The sequence below is a fragment of the Candidatus Methylomirabilota bacterium genome (assembly GCA_035260325.1).
GTDB lineage: Bacteria > Methylomirabilota > Methylomirabilia > Rokubacteriales > CSP1-6 > AR19.
On sequence record DATFVL010000241.1, the window covers coordinates 1 to 14,593 of the forward strand.

General features: G+C 73.2%; 19 protein-coding genes. 8 read left to right on the forward strand and 11 right to left on the reverse strand.

The features are described from left to right. From VKG64_15330 to VKG64_15355, 6 genes are all read right to left on the reverse strand, one after another. A partial coding sequence (locus VKG64_15330; protein ID HKB26407.1) for a hypothetical protein occupies positions 1-998 on the reverse strand: 998 nt, incomplete at its 3' end. A gap of 84 nt (positions 999-1,082) precedes the next feature. After that, entirely contained in the window at positions 1,083-1,364 is a 282-nt protein-coding gene (locus VKG64_15335; protein ID HKB26408.1) for a hypothetical protein, read from the reverse strand. Positions 1,365-1,380: 16 nt separating this feature from the next. Beyond that, the gene (locus tag VKG64_15340; protein ID HKB26409.1) at positions 1,381-1,734 is read right to left on the reverse strand and encodes a copper resistance CopC family protein; all 354 of its coding nucleotides are present in this window, start codon (positions 1,732-1,734) and stop codon (positions 1,381-1,383) included. Next, complete coding sequence (locus tag VKG64_15345) at positions 1,731-1,913, reverse strand: hypothetical protein (protein ID HKB26410.1); 183 nt, start codon at positions 1,911-1,913, stop codon at positions 1,731-1,733. The genes VKG64_15340 and VKG64_15345 overlap by 4 nt, the downstream gene beginning before the upstream one ends. Continuing rightward, on the reverse strand, positions 1,910-2,278 hold the full coding sequence (locus VKG64_15350) for a copper-binding protein (protein ID HKB26411.1): 369 nt from the start codon (positions 2,276-2,278) through the stop codon (positions 1,910-1,912). The genes VKG64_15345 and VKG64_15350 overlap by 4 nt, the downstream gene beginning before the upstream one ends. Continuing rightward, positions 2,278-4,254, reverse strand: a complete 1,977-nt coding sequence (locus VKG64_15355; GenBank protein ID HKB26412.1) for a CopD family protein — start codon at positions 4,252-4,254, stop codon at positions 2,278-2,280. Before VKG64_15355 ends, VKG64_15350 begins: the two co-directional genes overlap by 1 nt. 69 nt (positions 4,255-4,323) lie before the next feature. Here VKG64_15355 and VKG64_15360 point away from each other — a divergent pair, with 69 nt between their 5' ends. The 4 genes from VKG64_15360 to VKG64_15375 are packed head-to-tail and all read left to right on the forward strand — an operon-like array spanning position 4,324 to position 6,907. After that, a complete protein-coding gene (locus VKG64_15360; GenBank protein ID HKB26413.1) occupies positions 4,324-4,827 on the forward strand; it encodes a hypothetical protein in 504 nt (167 codons plus the stop codon). Between the two features lie 36 nt (positions 4,828-4,863). Continuing rightward, on the forward strand, positions 4,864-5,826 hold the full coding sequence (locus VKG64_15365; protein ID HKB26414.1) for a hypothetical protein: 963 nt from the start codon (positions 4,864-4,866) through the stop codon (positions 5,824-5,826). Positions 5,827-5,828: 2 nt separating this feature from the next. Next, the gene (locus tag VKG64_15370; GenBank protein ID HKB26415.1) at positions 5,829-6,191 is read left to right on the forward strand and encodes a copper resistance CopC family protein; all 363 of its coding nucleotides are present in this window, start codon (positions 5,829-5,831) and stop codon (positions 6,189-6,191) included. Further along, complete coding sequence (locus VKG64_15375) at positions 6,188-6,907, forward strand: HAD-IA family hydrolase (protein ID HKB26416.1); 720 nt, start codon at positions 6,188-6,190, stop codon at positions 6,905-6,907. The genes VKG64_15370 and VKG64_15375 overlap by 4 nt, the downstream gene beginning before the upstream one ends. Here VKG64_15375 and VKG64_15380 read toward each other — a convergent pair. Next, the gene (locus VKG64_15380; protein ID HKB26417.1) at positions 6,880-8,250 is read right to left on the reverse strand and encodes a phosphomannomutase/phosphoglucomutase; all 1,371 of its coding nucleotides are present in this window, start codon (positions 8,248-8,250) and stop codon (positions 6,880-6,882) included. The two genes, VKG64_15375 and VKG64_15380, sit on opposite strands and share 28 nt — an antisense overlap. A 67-nt stretch (positions 8,251-8,317) precedes the next feature. On the opposite strand from VKG64_15380, the gene VKG64_15385 reads away from it, so the two are divergent. The 4 genes from VKG64_15385 (at position 8,318) to VKG64_15400 (ending at position 11,163) form a co-directional block, all read left to right on the forward strand. Beyond that, positions 8,318-9,034 carry an alpha/beta fold hydrolase gene (locus VKG64_15385; protein HKB26418.1) on the forward strand — a complete coding sequence of 239 codons (717 nt, stop codon included), beginning with the start codon at positions 8,318-8,320 and terminating at the stop codon, positions 9,032-9,034. A 22-nt stretch (positions 9,035-9,056) separates the two neighbouring features. Beyond that, a complete protein-coding gene (locus VKG64_15390) occupies positions 9,057-9,464 on the forward strand; it encodes a carboxymuconolactone decarboxylase family protein (GenBank protein ID HKB26419.1) in 408 nt (135 codons plus the stop codon). Beyond that, entirely contained in the window at positions 9,461-10,219 is a 759-nt protein-coding gene (locus VKG64_15395; protein HKB26420.1) for an inositol monophosphatase family protein, read from the forward strand. The genes VKG64_15390 and VKG64_15395 overlap by 4 nt, the downstream gene beginning before the upstream one ends. Positions 10,220-10,362: 143 nt before the next feature. Continuing rightward, positions 10,363-11,163: a glycosyltransferase family 9 protein gene (locus VKG64_15400; protein ID HKB26421.1), complete on the forward strand. Its 801-nt coding sequence runs from the start codon at positions 10,363-10,365 to the stop codon at positions 11,161-11,163. A gap of 59 nt (positions 11,164-11,222) precedes the next feature. Here the strand turns inward: VKG64_15400 and VKG64_15405 are convergent, their stop codons facing one another. From VKG64_15405 to VKG64_15420, 4 genes are all read right to left on the reverse strand, one after another. Then, positions 11,223-11,372, reverse strand: a complete 150-nt coding sequence (locus tag VKG64_15405) for a hypothetical protein (protein ID HKB26422.1) — start codon at positions 11,370-11,372, stop codon at positions 11,223-11,225. Positions 11,373-11,571: 199 nt separating this feature from the next. After that, positions 11,572-12,639, reverse strand: a complete 1,068-nt coding sequence (locus VKG64_15410) for a nitrilase-related carbon-nitrogen hydrolase (protein HKB26423.1) — start codon at positions 12,637-12,639, stop codon at positions 11,572-11,574. Between the two features lie 21 nt (positions 12,640-12,660). Beyond that, a complete protein-coding gene (locus VKG64_15415; protein HKB26424.1) occupies positions 12,661-13,956 on the reverse strand; it encodes a hypothetical protein in 1,296 nt (431 codons plus the stop codon). Beyond that, positions 13,953-14,593: ATP-binding cassette domain-containing protein (locus tag VKG64_15420; protein ID HKB26425.1), on the reverse strand; the 641-nt coding region annotated here is incomplete at its 5' end. The genes VKG64_15415 and VKG64_15420, both read right to left, overlap by 4 nt.

Sequence of the window (14,593 nt, forward strand, 5' to 3'; positions counted from 1 at the left end):
ACCCGGCGGAGCGCGTAGATGGCCTCGCCGGTGAGCGTGAACAGGGGATGCAGCCAGCCCTCCGGCCGGTACTTGTAGCGCGTCTCCCAGCCGAGGAGCGTGTCGCGCCGCGCCTCGCCCGTCTCGCCGCTCGCGACCGACACGCCGAGCTGGAGCGCGGAGGTGTCGGTGATCTCGACGAAGGTCCGCAGGCGCCCCGTGAACATGGGGATCCTGAGGGTTCCGCGGCCGAACGCCGTCTCGTTGTCGCCGTTGAAAACGCCGGCGAGGCCCTCGAGATAGAAAGGCAGATCGGGGACGATCGTCAGCTCGAGCCCCTTTTCTTTCAGGCCCTCGTCGCCGAGGAAGCGGCGGAGGACGTTGGGGCGGTCGATCCACGGCAGGTCGTGCTCGTGGATCACGTTGGTGTAGCCGAAGCGGTTCCGCATCTGGCCGAACTTCGCCTGCGTGCCCCACGGCAGGGTCAGCATCGTCACGCTCGCCTCGGCGAGGCTCACCTTCGTGTCAGCGCCGCGCGCGTCCTCCCCCGCCTCGATCCGCACCTCGGCGTAGGCGTACGGGTCGACCTGGCCGAAGAGCGAGAGCTCCACCTCGCGCGGGAAGAAGCGGTTCTCCTGGCCCGCGAAGGTGCCGCCCCTCGCTTTCTCGACATTCGACTGGGTGAGGTTGCCGACGAAGTCGCCCGTGACACCGAGGTCGAAGAGGAGCTGGCCGGCGCCGCGCTGCTGGTAGAGCGAGAAGGGCTGGCGCGGCCGCGCGAGGTCGATGGCCGAGACACCCGGCGGCGCGGGTGGCGGCGCCGCGGCGGCCGGCGGGGCCGCGGGGGGCGCCGGCGGCCGGGGCGCGGCCTCGAGCTTCTGCAGGCGCTCCGACAGCGAGCGGAGCTGGTTCTGGAGCGCCTCGATTTCCTTTCGCAGCGCTTCCGCGTCCTGCCCGGCGGCGGGCGCGGACGCGAGCACGACACACGATAGCGCGAGCACGGGTGCCCAGGCACGCATGGTGGATCCTCCGTTCGATCGTTCATGGCCGCCCCGGCCGACGAGCGCCGCGGGCGAGCGGGCTACCGGAGCGGGCGGAGGAGGCTAGCGGGCCGGCGGAGCGCGGGAGTCGGAGAAGCGAAGAGGGGCGCCGGCGAGCCGGACGACGACCGGCGCCAGTGTGGCGACGAGCACGAGCACCGGGACCAGCGCGGGCGCCGCGTCGAGCTGCGCGGCGGCGGAGCCGAGCGCCGCCATCAGGCTGAGATCGTGCTCCTCGTTCCAGAGCCCGAGCTCGCCCGACGCGTGGAGGTGCGCGAGGCTCGCGCCCGCCAGGACGAAGGCGGCGAGACCGAGCAGCAGAAAGAGCGCCCTGAGCTTCGTCACAGCGTCACACGATACCTCACTTCACGCTGAACTCAAAACTCGATTCGACCACGTGACCGTCCACCGACACCACGCGGAACCTCACGACGTACCGGCCGGGCTCGAGCGCCGAGAGCGTCACCGAGAGCCGCCGCGGGTCGTCCGGCCCGACCGACACGTCGCCGTGGTCCACGCGCTCCCCCGCGGCGCTCACCACCGTGAGGCCGGAGTACGCGGGCTCGATGCGCTCGTTGAACCAGAGCTCGACGCGCGCGGGCGGGTGCGAGAGCACCGCCCGCCGCGCGGGCGACGACTTCACGAGAACCGCGTGCGCGCCGCCCGCCGCGGGCAGCGCTAAGACGAGCGCGGCGCCGAGCGCGAGCGCCCTCACGCGTCGGGCCCGCCGCGGGGCTCGCGCCCGCGCGTGAGGACCGCGACGATGACGACGACCAGCGCGCCGACGAGGAGCGCCAGGCCCGCGAAGACCAGGGCCGAGGCGAAGGGGCTGAGTGGCGCGTCGCTCAGCGGGCCGGCGTGGTCCGCCCAGGCGGTCGCGGCGGCGAGCGTCATTTCGACTTCTCGATCGCCGTCACGAGCACGTTCGGGGGCGCGCCCCTGAGCGTGAACCGCACCGCGTCGCCGATGCGGACCGACTCGACGACCTTCGGCGACGCGGCCCGGAAGCCCATGGTCATCGGCGGCATGTAGCCGGGGATCTCGCCGTGGGTGATCACGAGCACCCCGATCTCCGGGAGGATCGCGCGCACGACCCCCTCGACGCGCCATTCGCGCTCGACGCCCGAGACGGCCGCGGCCCGCGCGACGGCCAGCTCGCGCTCGAGCCGGGCGGCGCGGAGCCCCCAGAAGAGGTAGCCCCAGCCGAGCCCGAGGAGGAGGGCCAGGTTGATCAGCACCACCGCCTTCCACGTGCGCATCAGTGCACGTGCTCCTCGGGCGCCTGGGCCGCCGCCTTCTCCTCGTTGAGCTGCTGGATCGCGGCGAGCAGCGGATTCATCTCGCCGGCTTCGCCGCGGCTCTTCGCGATCGCCCGGATGTAGCCCTGCCGGTCGATCAGGAACTCGGCGTGCGGCGCGTTGGCGAAGAGCCCGTACGTCGTCACGATGTCCTGGGCGCCCTCGGTCGCCACGGGGAAGAGGATGCGCGGCGAGGCTCCGAGCCGCTTCAGCGCGTCCGCCGGCGCGTCCTCGGGGACCGCGATGATCTCGACGCCGAGCGTCGCGAGGATGTCGTAGTTCCGCGCCAGCTGGTCAAGGCGCGGGCGCGAGCCCGGGAGCGCGTAGAGCACGAGGAGCACGATCCGCCGCCCGCGGTACTCCTTGAGGGCCCGGGCGGGCGTGGGGCCGACGGCGAAGGTGAAGTCGGGCGCGACGAGCCACGGAGGCTCGGGTCCGACGGCGGGCCCGAGGGCGCGGGCCGCGTGGCCCGACGAGAGCGCGCGGAGGAAGTTGACGAGGTCCCAGCGCTGCTCCTCGGAGAGGGTCGCGCCGAAGGGCGGCATGCCAGCGCGAGGAATGCCGTGGGTGATCCACCAGAAGAGGTCCCCCGCCGTGTGCTGAGCGGTGTGGGGGGCGCGGAGGTCGGCGGGCGGCCGGGGCAGGCTCCGCCCCGCCGGGCCGTCGCCGGCGCCCGAGGCGCCGTGACAGACGGAGCAGCTCGTCCGGTACAGCGCGATGCCGGTCGCGATGGACGCCGCCTGGTAGGGGACCGACGGGCGGAGATAGGTCGTTGGGTAGGCGTCCACCGTGAGCGGCGGCAGCGCGAGCCCCGCTCCCGCCGCGAGGACGACCAGCGCGCCCGCCGCGAGCGGGAGCCGCCAGCCGCGGAGGAGCGGCGCCGCGAGGAGCCCGACGAGACCGATGACCGCCACCTGGCTCCCGACGAGCGCGCGGGTCGTGAGCGCGGGCGCGTTCTCGAGCGCCGCCGTCGTGAGGCGGAACGCGAACGGCCAGACGGGAGCCTCGTGGAGCCCGGGCGGTGTCGCGCTCATCACGGCGACGACGGCGAGGAGCGCCGCCGCGAGCGCGGCCTCGCCGCCGACGAAGCGCGCGAGCCGCCGCATCGCCGGGCGGCCGACCGTGGCCGCGTCGCCGCCGAGCCGTGGCAGGTGGCGCCGGCGGTTGGTCCACGCCAGCGCGAGGATCGGCAGGAGGAGCGCGAGCTTCAGGAGGAGCAGGCGGCCGTACGGCGTGCCGACGAGGGCCGCGACGGTCCCGACGTAGAGCACGGCGTTGATCGTGCCCGACGCGACCAGGACGAGCACGGCGGCGAGCGCCGTGCGCGAGAAGCGCCGGGCCGCGAGGACCGCGTACGGGCGCGCGTCGGCGCCGTCCTCGCGTCCCGCGGCCCGCAGGAGGAGCAGGAGCGGCAGGAGCCCGCCCGCCCACACGCCGGCGGCGAGGAGGTGGAGGCCGTCCACGGCGAGGGCGCGCGCGGTGTCGGGCTCGACGGCGGCGGCGTGGCCGGAGGCGCTGACGAGGACGAGCGCGGCGGCGCCGAGCAGCGCGGCCTCGCCGCGCGCGGCCTGCCAGTCGCTCGCCCGCTCGACGCCCCAGCGTACGACCAGGAACGCGCCGAGCAGCAGGAGGAGGCCCTGGCGCACGAGCCACACGTGGCCGCTCTGCGTCTCGAGGAGGACGCGCGCGAGCGCGGCGGGCTCGAGCGCGGCCGCCGTGCGGCCCTCGAAGCTCGCCGTCTGGGCGGCGAGCACCGCGAGGCCCGTCGCGAGCGTCAGGAGCGCGGCTGCGCGCGAGAGCGCGAGGACGCGGGACTCCCAGCGGAGCGCCGTGGGGCGGTCGCTCTTGCCGGCGAGCAGGATCGTCGCCGCCGCGCCGACGAGGAGGACGAGGCCCGTGAGGTGGATGAAGCGCGCGGCGAGCCCGAACGCGAACACCCGGCTAGTGTACCGGATGGCAGGAACCGTGTTTGAGATGCGCGGGTTTCTCGGGTAGAGTCTCCGCGCATGCTCCGCCGGGCCGCGCTCGTCCTGACACTCGTCGCCGCGCTCGTGCTCGCGGGCGCCGGCGCCGCCGGCGCCCACGGGCCCGCGCCCGCGCTCTCGGCGGCGGCGCCCGTCGCGCCGGCGCCGGCCGTCTCGCTCACCGCCGCGGCGCCGGTCGCCGGCGCGCCGCTCTGGCCCTGGCTCGCGCCGCTCGCGCTCCTGCCGCTCCTCGGCCGCCGGCGCACACGGAAGGTCCTCGCCACGGCGCTCGCGATCGTCGTCGTCGTCTTCGCCGCCGAGTCGGCCGTGCACTCGATCCACCACGGCCTCGGCGGGGAGCGGAGCGCGGTCTGCCCCGTCGCCTCGGCCGCCACCCACGTCGCCGGCACGGACGTCGAGACCGTCGCCGTCGAAGGGCCGGCGCCGGCGTTCGACCCGGCGGTTCGGGAGTCCGAGCCGCTCGTCTCGAAGCTCCGCCAGCTCGGCCCGCACCAGGGGCGCGCGCCCCCCTCCGCGCTCGCCTAGCCCCGCTTCACCCACAACCACTCAGGAGGGATCATCATGCGACGACTCGTATTCCTGTGCGCGCTCGTCTGGGCGCTCGGGGCGCTCGCCCCGGCCGCCGCGCTCGCCCACGGCCTCGCGGGCAAGCGCTTCTTCCCGGCGACGCTCGCGACCGACGACCCGTTCGTCTCCGACGAGCTGTCGCTGCCGACGATCCAGCGCCTCCGCGTGCCGGGCACGGGCGACAAGCCGCCGACGACGGAGACGGATTTCTCCGCCGACTTCTCGAAGCGCCTGACGCGAGACCTCGGGCTCTCCCTCGGCGGGACGTTCAAGATGCTGGACCCCCATCCGGGAACGTCCGTGACGGGCTTCGACAACCTCGCGGTCGGGGTGAAATACACTTTCTTCAGGAGCGACGCGCGCGAGATGCTCCTGTCGCTCGGCGTGGACTGGGACGTCGGCGGCACGGGCTCGCGCAAGGTCGACGCGGAGGGGTTCGACACCGTCACGCCCGCGCTCTTCTTCGGGAAGGGCTTCGGCGATCTCCCGGACTCGGCCGCGTGGCTCAGGCCCCTGGCCGTGACCGGCGTCCTCGGCTGGGCCGTGCCGTCGCGCGTCCGGACCCAGACGATCACGACGGATCCGGATACCGGCGACGTCGAGGTCGAGCGGGAATTCAACCCCACGGTGTTCAAATGGGGATTCTCGTTCCAGTACAGCCTGCAGTACCTCCAGTCCTTCGTGCGCGACGTGGGGCTCCCGGCGCCGCTCAACCGGATGATCCCGCTGGTCGAGCTGAACCTCCAGACGCCGATCGACGGCCCCCGGGCCCGCTACACGACGGGGACGGTCAATCCCGGGGTAATCTGGTTCGGGAAATACGTGCAATTGGGAATCGAGGCGGTGATTCCGATGAACTCGGCGAGCGGCAAGAACGTGGGCGTGCTGGGCCAGATCCACTTCTTCATCGACGATCTCTTTCCGAAGACGCTGGGCCGCCCGCTCTTCGGCGACTAGCGATGCGGCGCCGCGTGGTCGCGTGGGCTCTGCTCGGGCTCCTCGCGGGGGCGGGCGGGGCCCGCGCCCACGCGTTCCTCGACCGCGCCGAGCCGCGCGTCGGCTCGACCGTCCACGCGGCGCCGGCGCAGGTCCGGCTCTGGTTCACCCAGCGGCTCGAGCCCGCGTTCAGCCGCGTCCGGGTGGTGGGCGAGCGGGGCGAGCGCGTGGACCGCGCGGACGCCGCGGTGGATCCCGACGACGGCATGCTCCTGCGCGTCTCGCTCGCGCGGGTCCCGCCCGGCAGCTACACGGTCATCTGGCGCGTGGTGTCGGTCGACACCCACGTCACCGAGGGGGACTTCACGTTCCGCGTCGCGCCGTGATCCGCGCCATCTTCTTCGACGCGGGCAACACGCTGCTCAGCATGAACTACCCCGTGATCGCCGCGGAGCTCGCGCGGCACGGGGTCGCCGTCACCCCGGAGGCGGTGCGGCGCGCCGAGTGGCGGGCGCGCGTGCGCCTCGACGCGGAGGTGTTCGCACCGTCGCGGCCGGACGTCTCGACGGAGAGCGGCTCGAGCGCGGGGCGTTACGTGCGCCACCTCCTCGCGGAGCTCGAGATCCGCGACGAGGCCGTGGTGCGCGCCGTCGTCGAGTGGCGGCGCGGCTACAATCTCCCCGTCGGGCTCTGGAACCTCCCCGACCCGCACGCGGAGCGGGCGCTCCGGCTCGCGCGGGACCGCGGGCTCCGCGCCGCGGTCGTCTCGAACTCCAACGGCTCGGTGCGCTCGATCCTCGAATCGCTCGGGCTCGCGCGGCACCTCGAATTCGTGATCGACTCCTCCGAGGTCGGGGTGGAGAAGCCCGACCCCCGGATCTTCGGCATGGCGCTCGAGCGCGCGGGCCTCGGTCCCGGCGACGCGGTCTACGTCGGCGACCTCTACTCGGTCGACGTGCGGGGCGCCCGCGCGGCCGGGATGGGTGCGGTCCTCCTGGATCCGGGCGGCCACTGGGGCGCCCGCGACTGCCCGACGGCGCCCGACGCCTTCGGCGCGGTCGAGCTGATTCTCCGTCAGTCCGGCAGCGTGATGAAGGGGTAGCGGCGGAGGACGTCGTAGATCACGCGCTTCATCTCCGCGATCTCGGCGTCTGTCCGCGCCTCGAAGCGCAGCGTGAGGTAGGGGTTCGTGTTGGAGGCGCGCACGAGGCCCCAGCCGCCGCCCGGGAAGAGGACGCGCGCGCCGTCGATGTCGATCGTCTCGTAGCGCTGCTTCAACTCGCGGGCGATCTCCTCGATGGCGCGGAACTTCTCGCCGTCGGGGCACGGCGCCTTCAGCTCGGGCGTGGCGCGGAGGTGCGGTACCGAGGCGAAGAGCCGCGACATCGGCTCGGCGGAGCGCGCCGCGACCTCGATGATCTTGCACGAGGCGAGGATCCCGTCGTCCACGCCGTAGTAGTCCTCGGCGAAGAACATGTGGCCGCTGACCTCGCCGCCCAGCAGGATGCCGTCGTCGCGCATCTTGCGCTTGAGGTGCGAGTGGCCCGTCTTCCACATGACGGGCACGCCGCCGTGCCGCCGGATGTCCTCGACGAGCGACTGCGACGACTTCACGTCGAAGACGATCTTCTCGCCGGGCCGGCGCGCGAGCAGGTCGCGCGCGAGGAGGATCAGGATGAGGTCCGCCTCGTGGCGCTCGCCGCGCTCGTCCACGATGCCGACGCGATCGGCGTCGCCGTCGTACGCGACGCCGAGGTCGGCACCCACCTCGACGACCCGGGCCTGGAGGTCCACCACGTTCTCCGGGTCCTCGGGATCCGGCAGGTGGTTCGGAAAGCTCCCGTCGGATTCGCAGTGGAGCTCGACGACCTCGCAGCCGATGCGGCGCAGCAGCTCGGGGCCGTAGAGCCCCGCGACGCCGTTGCCGGCGTCCACGACGACCTTGAGCCGCCGCGCGGGCTTGACGAGCCGGCCGACCGTCTCGAAGTAGTCGTCGCGCGGGCTCCGCGCCGAGAGCGCGCCGCGGCCGCGCTCGAACTCACCGCGCTCTGCGAGCCCGCGGAGGAGCTGGATCTCCTCCTCGGTGAGCGGCGCGGCGCCCGGGTGGACCAGCTTCACGCCGTTGTACGCGATCGGGTTGTGGCTGCCCGTGACGGTCGCGCCGCCGTCGAGCTTCCAGTGCGCGGTGGCGAAGTAGAGGATGGGCGTGGGCACGAGGCCGACGTCCACCACGTCGAGCCCCGTCGCGAGCGCGCCTTCGATGAAGCCGGTCTTGAGCGGGCCCGACGACAGGCGATTGTCCTGGCCCACCGCGATGCGGCGTCCGCCGTTGCGGCGGATCAGCGTGCCGTACGCCGAGCCGACGAGACGGAAGACGTCCGGGGTGATGTCGCTGCCGACGAGGCCGCGCACGTCGTAGGCGCGGAACACGTGCGGATTCAGCATTGTGCGGTCCTCATCGTTACGTTATCGTGACGGCGCGGGGGGCGCTCGCCTCGGAGGTTATCACGAGATGCCAAAGGAGTTCGTCTTCGTCCACGGCATGAGCCACGGCGCGTGGTGCTGGGAGCTCGTCCAGGCGCGCCTCGAGCGCGCGGGCCACCGCACGCTCGCCGTGGACCTCCCCGGCCACGGCCGCCGGGCCCACGAGTGGCGCCGCGCCTCCGTCGGTGCGTACGCGCGCGCAGTCGCCGGCGCGATGAGCCAGGCGGGCTTCCACCGCGCGGTCGTCGTCGGGCACTCGATGGGCGGGGTCGTGATCCCCAAGGTCGCCGAGGCCGTGCCCGAGCGCGTCGCGCACCTCGTCTTCCTCGCGGCCGTCGTCCTGCCCCACGGCGCCTCGCTGCTCGAGACTCAGGTGGCGCAGCCCGGGCGCGCGCTCCTGCGCGGCCTCGCGGCGGCCGCGGGCGCGGTCCAGTATCCCGCGGCGACGGAGCACGCGCGCTGGATGGGCGACCTCGCGCCCGGCGACCCGCGCGTCGTGGCCGCCCTCACGCGGCTCACGCCGCAGCCCTTCCGGCCGTGGATCGAGCGCGTGGACATGCGCGGCTTCTACGCGATGGCCGTGCCGCGGACCTACGTGCGCTGCCTCCGCGACGCGGCGATCCCCCCGGCGAAGGCGGCCGAGTACGCGGCGCGGCTCGGCGTCCGGCCGGTGGACCTCGACACGGCCCACGGCCCGATGCTCTCCGCGCCCGACGCGCTCGTGAAGATCCTCGTGAAGTGCTGAGTCCCCAGCGAATGGAGCCCCCATGGACGAGAAGGAGCTGAAGGAGCGGACGAAGAAGACGGCCCGCATGCTCTTCCACTCGTGGAAGAGCGAGGTCGGCTACGACTTCTGGAAGAAGTTCGACCCCGAGCTGGCGCGCGAGCTCTCGATGTTCTACACCGGTGTCCTCTACAGCCGCGAGGTCCTCTCGCAGAAGCAGCGCGAGCTCTGCGCCCTCGCCGCGCTGACCGCGCTCCACCGGCCGAACGAGGTGCGCGCCCACATCCACGCGGCGCTCAACGTGGGCGCGACGCGCCGCGAGGTCGCCGAGGTGATCTTCCAGATGGCGACCTATGGCGGGATGCCCGTCGTCGTGGACGCGCTCGAGGTCTACGGCAAGGTCCTCGCCGAGCGCGGCGAGCCGTTCCCCGGCGAGGACGCGACGGCGTGAGCCAGCGGGCCCTCGACGCCGCGGTCGAGGCCGCGCGCGCCGCCGGCGCGATCGCGCTCACGTACTTCCGCCGTGGCGTCGAGGTGACGCTGAAGCCCGACGCGACGCCCGTCACCCGGGCCGACCGCGAGGCCGAGCGCGCGATCGTCGAGATCCTCGGCCGCGCCTTCCCCGACCACGGCGTGCTCGGCGAGGAGTTCGGCGGCCACGGGTCGAAGGAGGTCCGCTGGATCATCGACCCGATCGACGGCACCAAGAACTTCGTCCGCGGCGTCCCGGTCTGGGCCACGCTGATCGGGCTCGAGGAGCGCGGCGAGATCACGGTGGGCGTGATCCACAACCCGGTGAGCGGCGAGCTCTACACCGCGCGGCGCGGCGCGGGCGCGTTCCTGAACGGCGAGCGGATCCGCGTGTCCGAGATCGGGGAGCTCGGCGGCGCGGTGCTCCTCCACGCCGGCCTCAGGCTCTACCGCGAGGCCGGGCTGTGGGAGCCGTTCGTGCGGCTGGTGGACGCGACCGAGCGCCAGCGCGGCTTCGGCGACTACATGGGTTACAGCCTGGTCGCCGAGGGCAAGGCGGAGATCTACCCCGAGCTGGACGTGAAGCCGTGGGACCTGGCGCCCTGCAAGCTTCTCGTCGAGGAGGCGGGCGGCCGCTTCACCGACCTCGAGGGCCATCCCACGATCTACTCGGGCGCGGCGCTCGCGACCAACGGCCGCCTGCACGACGCCGTCCTGGCGCTCCTCCGCCGCTGACGCTCGCGATCCATCCCGGCGCGCTCGGCGACGTCCTCCTCGCGACGCCGGCGCTCCGCGCGCTCCGGGCGGCGGCGCCCGGGGAGCCGCTCGCCCTCGCCGGCCAGCCGCGCATCGCCCGCCTCCTCGCCGCGCTCGGCGTCGTGGACGAGGCGGTGGACTTCGACGCGCTCGGGCTGCACGCGCTCTTTGGTGGCGCGGACCGCGAGGCCGAGTCAGGCGTGGGTGGCCCGACGGAGGCGCGCGTGGCCCCGCTCGCCCGCTTCACCCGCGTGGTCTGCTGGTTCGGCGCGGGCGACGCCGATTTCGTCGCGCGGCTCACGCGGCTCGTGCCCGGCGCGGTCGTCGCGGCGCCGCACGCGGGCGGCCGCACGGTCTGGGAGCATCTCCTCGCGACCGTCGGCGCCCCGCCCGCCGAGGCCGACCGCTACCGCGTGCCGCTCGTCGCGCCGGCCCGCCTCGTCGAGGAGGGCCGGCGGGTCCTCGCACGGGAAGGTTGGGACGGCTCGACGCCGATCGTCCTCGCGCATCCGGGTGCGGGCGGCGTCGCCAAGCGCTGGCCGGCGGAGGGCTTCGCCGCGGCGCTCGAGCGCGTCGCCGCCGTGCGGCGGGTCGAGATCGTCATCCACGACGGGCCCGCGGACCACGAGGCGGCGGCCGAGCTCGCCGCGAGGCTCCGCGCGCCGTCGCGGCGCCTGCGCGAGCCGGCGCTCACGACGCTGGCGGGCGCGCTGGCGGCGGCGGCCGCCTACGTCGGGAACGACTCGGGCGTGAGCCATCTGGCCTCGGCCCTCGGCACGCGCAGCGTCGCGCTCTTCACGCGCGACAAGCTCGACTGGCGGCCGTGGACGCCGGGCGCCGAGCCGCTCGTGGTCGAGACGTCGGCGCTCGCGTCAGGCGACGTGGAGCGGGTGGCCGGGGCCCTGCTCGGGCGCCTCGGCTAGAATCGGTCGGTGGGAAAGCAGCGCGAAGAGAAGGATCTGGGTCGCGCGGTGACCTGCGCCTAGAAGAAGTCTACCGGCGCCGCCGGAGGCTCGGGCTCCTCCGCCGCGTGTTCCAGCGCGTCCGTTCCGTGGAGCTTCTCGATCACGGCATCATCGTCCTGATCGGGAAGCTCTCGAGCTGCGAGGTCGTACCAGAGGTCCATCGACATCGCATCACCTCCAGGGCGCCTTGAGGCCCCTTCCCGGTCATTTACTTCTGACCGCACTTGTAAGGCAGGAGTCGTGCCACGGGTGGTGTTCCGGAAATTCAACAGGTTAGGGAGCGGGTCGGGCGCCAGGAGCAGGGCAGCGTGCCCGGTCACCCGCGGCAAACTGCCCTGCCGGCGCCTCGCGGCCCGGCGTCGTGCGTCAGCGCGCGGGCTTCTTCCAGATGCCGCGGTCGTGCATCAGCTTGATCTGCCGCTTGATGACCTTCTCGCGGTACTCGGCGTGCTTCATCGGCGCGCGCTTGAGGTAGAGGTTCTTCGGGTAGATCGGCTGCTCGTAGAGGATCTGATAGAGCTCGGTGCGGAGGTCCTTCATGTAGTTGTCCCACTGGGCGCGCGCCCGGTGGTCGCGGAGCGCCTCGATGTCGATCGGGCCGGCCACGTACGTCGAGCCCGCGCCGTAGTCCTGGCGGCCGACGATCTGGCCGCGGTAGTTGATGATGAAGCTCCGCCCGCCGAAGGTGTCGATCGGCGTCGTCTCCTCGGGGAAGAGGTAGTACGTCCCCATGTTGGGCGCGACGACGTACATGTTGTTGTCGAGCGCGCGCGCGCGGCTCTGGATCTCGAAGAGCTCGTTGCCCGTCGCCGGGTGCGGGTACGAGGCGCGGTAGACGACCTCGGCGCCGTTCAGCGCGAGGGCCCGCGCGTTCTCCGGGTAGGAGCCCTCGTTCGCCATCATGATGCCGAGCCGGCCGATCTCGGTGTCCACGACGGGCCAGAACGCCTGGAGGTTCCGGCCGTACTTCTCGATCCACCAGTCGTAGATATCGTGCGGGCACACCGAGTGCTCCACCGGAAAGAGCGGCGAGACCTTGTAGTGCTTCAGGATCACCCGGCCCCGCGGGTTCAGGATGAAGCCCACGTTGAAGAAGCGGTCCTTCCAGTCGGGATGGCGCGCCTTCGCCTGCGCTATGACGAAGGCGTTGTACTCCTTCGCGATCCTGCCGAGGAATTCCGTCTCCTCGCCCGGGATGTCGATGGCGCACTCCCGCGCAAAGGTCGCGTGGTCGAGGTCGAGCACCTCGTCGTTGAACGCCTGGAGCGCGCCCTCGGGGAAGGCGATGAGCCGCACGGGAATGTCGAGGGCCGAGAGCCACGACGCTGCCTTCACGAGGTGCGAGAGGTGGTCGAGGTTGAGCTTGATGTCCTTGCGCTTCCGGATCCCGCGCACGGTCGGGATCAGGCCGACGGCGGTGTAGGGCTTGATCATGCGTTCGCTCCTTTGTCGCGGCTAGTTCGGGGCCCGCCCGCGGCGCGCGCGGGAGTGGATCTCGTGGACGCGGCCGTCCTCCAGCGCGATCTCCACCTCGTGGTGCTCGACGCCGCGCGTCTCCCGGTAGAGCAGCGTGCGCCGGCCCGGCGGCGCCACGCGCTCGCGCTCCTCGTCGGGCGTGCCGCAACGGCCGAGGACCTCGGCGTACGTCGTCGAGCCGGGGACGAGGGAGGCGAGCGTCTCGCGCGACGGGACGGTCCCGTTGGTCGCCGCGGCGGCCGTCCGGAGCCGGCGCCGCGCCCGCAGCCGCCGGCGGATGCGTCGGCTCACGTCCTTGCTCAGGATGAGCACGCCCGCGAAATTCGTCACGAGGAGCAGGACGGCGGACACGATGACGGGCCGCCAGTTGATGCGGCCGGTGAAATACGCGAACTGCACCCGAACGCTCTGGGCGGTGATGTCCTCCAACGGGAGCAGCGCGAGCGCCACGACCTCGCCGCCGGCGCGGACGCGGCTCAGGCGCCGAACCGCCGTGGCCGGCGCGATCTCCTCGATCTTGAGGTGGTCCGAATCGGCGAAGTTCGCCACGACCAGCGAGAACTCGCGCGCGAGGTGCACGACGCGGTCGCGGCGCTCGTAGTAGAGCCCGAAGAGTCCGAGCGCCGGCGGCCCCAGGTCGCCGAAGCCCACCGTGAGGACGTAGCGCCGTCCCCAGAAGAGCTCCTCGAGCCACGTCGCCGCCTTCGGGACCACCAGGCCGCGGAGCGGGAGGACGAGCGTCACGAACGAGAGCGGGTCGGCGAGCGCCGGCGTCCACGGGATCTTCACGCAGGTGACGGCGCCGATCTGATTTCCCGGACGCGCGAAGTTCGCGTACGACGCGACCACGTCGATGGGCTCCCCGAGGGCGGTCGTGCCGAGCTGCATCCTGTCGCGGCTCCGGAGGACGAGCCGGCCACGTCCCGTGACGACGAGGCCGTGGCGCTCGATCTGGCGCCCGAGCGCCGGATCCGCGGGGCCGGGCGCGGTGCTCTCGGCGACCTCCGCGGGCCAGAGGAGATAGAGGTCCTGCCTGATGTCGGCCGCGCGGCGGCCGGGCTTGGTCGTCAGGCTCCACGAGAGGTTCACGGTCACCGGGCCGAGGCCGGGGCGCACGTTCGCCGCGACGAAGAGCGGGCCGATCGCGAAATCGGGATGGGGCGTCGAGGCGACGAACACCTGGGCCCCCGCGGCCGACGGCAAGGTGAGGCCGAGTGCCCACGCCAGGAGCGCCGCGCGCCGCCGGCGGCGCGCGTGCCCGGCGGGCCGGCTCACGGCGCGCCTCCCTGCTGGCGCTCGACCTCTTCCATGATCATCGTGTTCAGCCGGTCGATCAACATGCCTCGGTCGGCGGAGCCGTCGTTCAGAATCAGCTCGCGGATCCGCGCGGGGCGCGCGGACAGCATGACAAGCGTGGTGCCGATCGCCACGGCCTCCTCGATCGAGTGGGTGACGAAGAGGATCGTACGCCCGGTCTCCTTCCAGATGCGGCGGACCTCGTTCTGCATGATGCGGCGGTTCTGGGCGTCGAGGCCGCCGAAGGGCTCGTCCATCAGGAGCACGTCGGGCTCGATGGCGAGCGCGCGGGCGATGGCCGCGCGCTGGCGCATGCCGCCGCTCACGCGGCCCGGATAGTAGCCCTCGAAGCCGCCGAGCCCGGCGAGGCGGAGCTGGCGCCCCGCGACCGCCCGGCGCTCCGTCGCCGGGAGCCCCAGGGGCTTCAGGACGAGCGCGACGTTCTGCTCGAGCGTCAGCCACGGCAGGAGCCGGTCCTCCTGGAAGACGACGCCGACGCGGCGCGCGTGGGCGTCGCCGGCGACGACCGGCCGGCCGTCGAGGAGCACGGTGCCGCGCGTGGCGGGCTCGAGGCCGCCGACGATGCGCAGCAGCGTCGTCTTCCCGCAGCCGTTCG

Coding starts and splice junctions, on each gene's coding strand:
- VKG64_15345 (HKB26410.1), bottom strand. CDS start 1,913: ATGACGCTCGCCGCCGCGACCGCCTGGGCGGACCACGCCGGCCCGCTG.
- VKG64_15405 (HKB26422.1), bottom strand. CDS start 11,372: ATGTCGATGGACCTCTGGTACGACCTCGCAGCTCGAGAGCTTCCCGAT.
- VKG64_15365 (HKB26414.1), top strand. CDS start 4,864: ATGCGACGACTCGTATTCCTGTGCGCGCTCGTCTGGGCGCTCGGGGCG.
- VKG64_15370 (HKB26415.1), top strand. CDS start 5,829: ATGCGGCGCCGCGTGGTCGCGTGGGCTCTGCTCGGGCTCCTCGCGGGG.
- VKG64_15350 (HKB26411.1), bottom strand. CDS start 2,278: ATGCGCACGTGGAAGGCGGTGGTGCTGATCAACCTGGCCCTCCTCCTC.
- VKG64_15360 (HKB26413.1), top strand. CDS start 4,324: ATGCTCCGCCGGGCCGCGCTCGTCCTGACACTCGTCGCCGCGCTCGTG.
- VKG64_15380 (HKB26417.1), bottom strand. CDS start 8,250: ATGCTGAATCCGCACGTGTTCCGCGCCTACGACGTGCGCGGCCTCGTC.
- VKG64_15410 (HKB26423.1), bottom strand. CDS start 12,639: ATGATCAAGCCCTACACCGCCGTCGGCCTGATCCCGACCGTGCGCGGG.
- VKG64_15390 (HKB26419.1), top strand. CDS start 9,057: ATGGACGAGAAGGAGCTGAAGGAGCGGACGAAGAAGACGGCCCGCATG.
- VKG64_15385 (HKB26418.1), top strand. CDS start 8,318: ATGCCAAAGGAGTTCGTCTTCGTCCACGGCATGAGCCACGGCGCGTGG.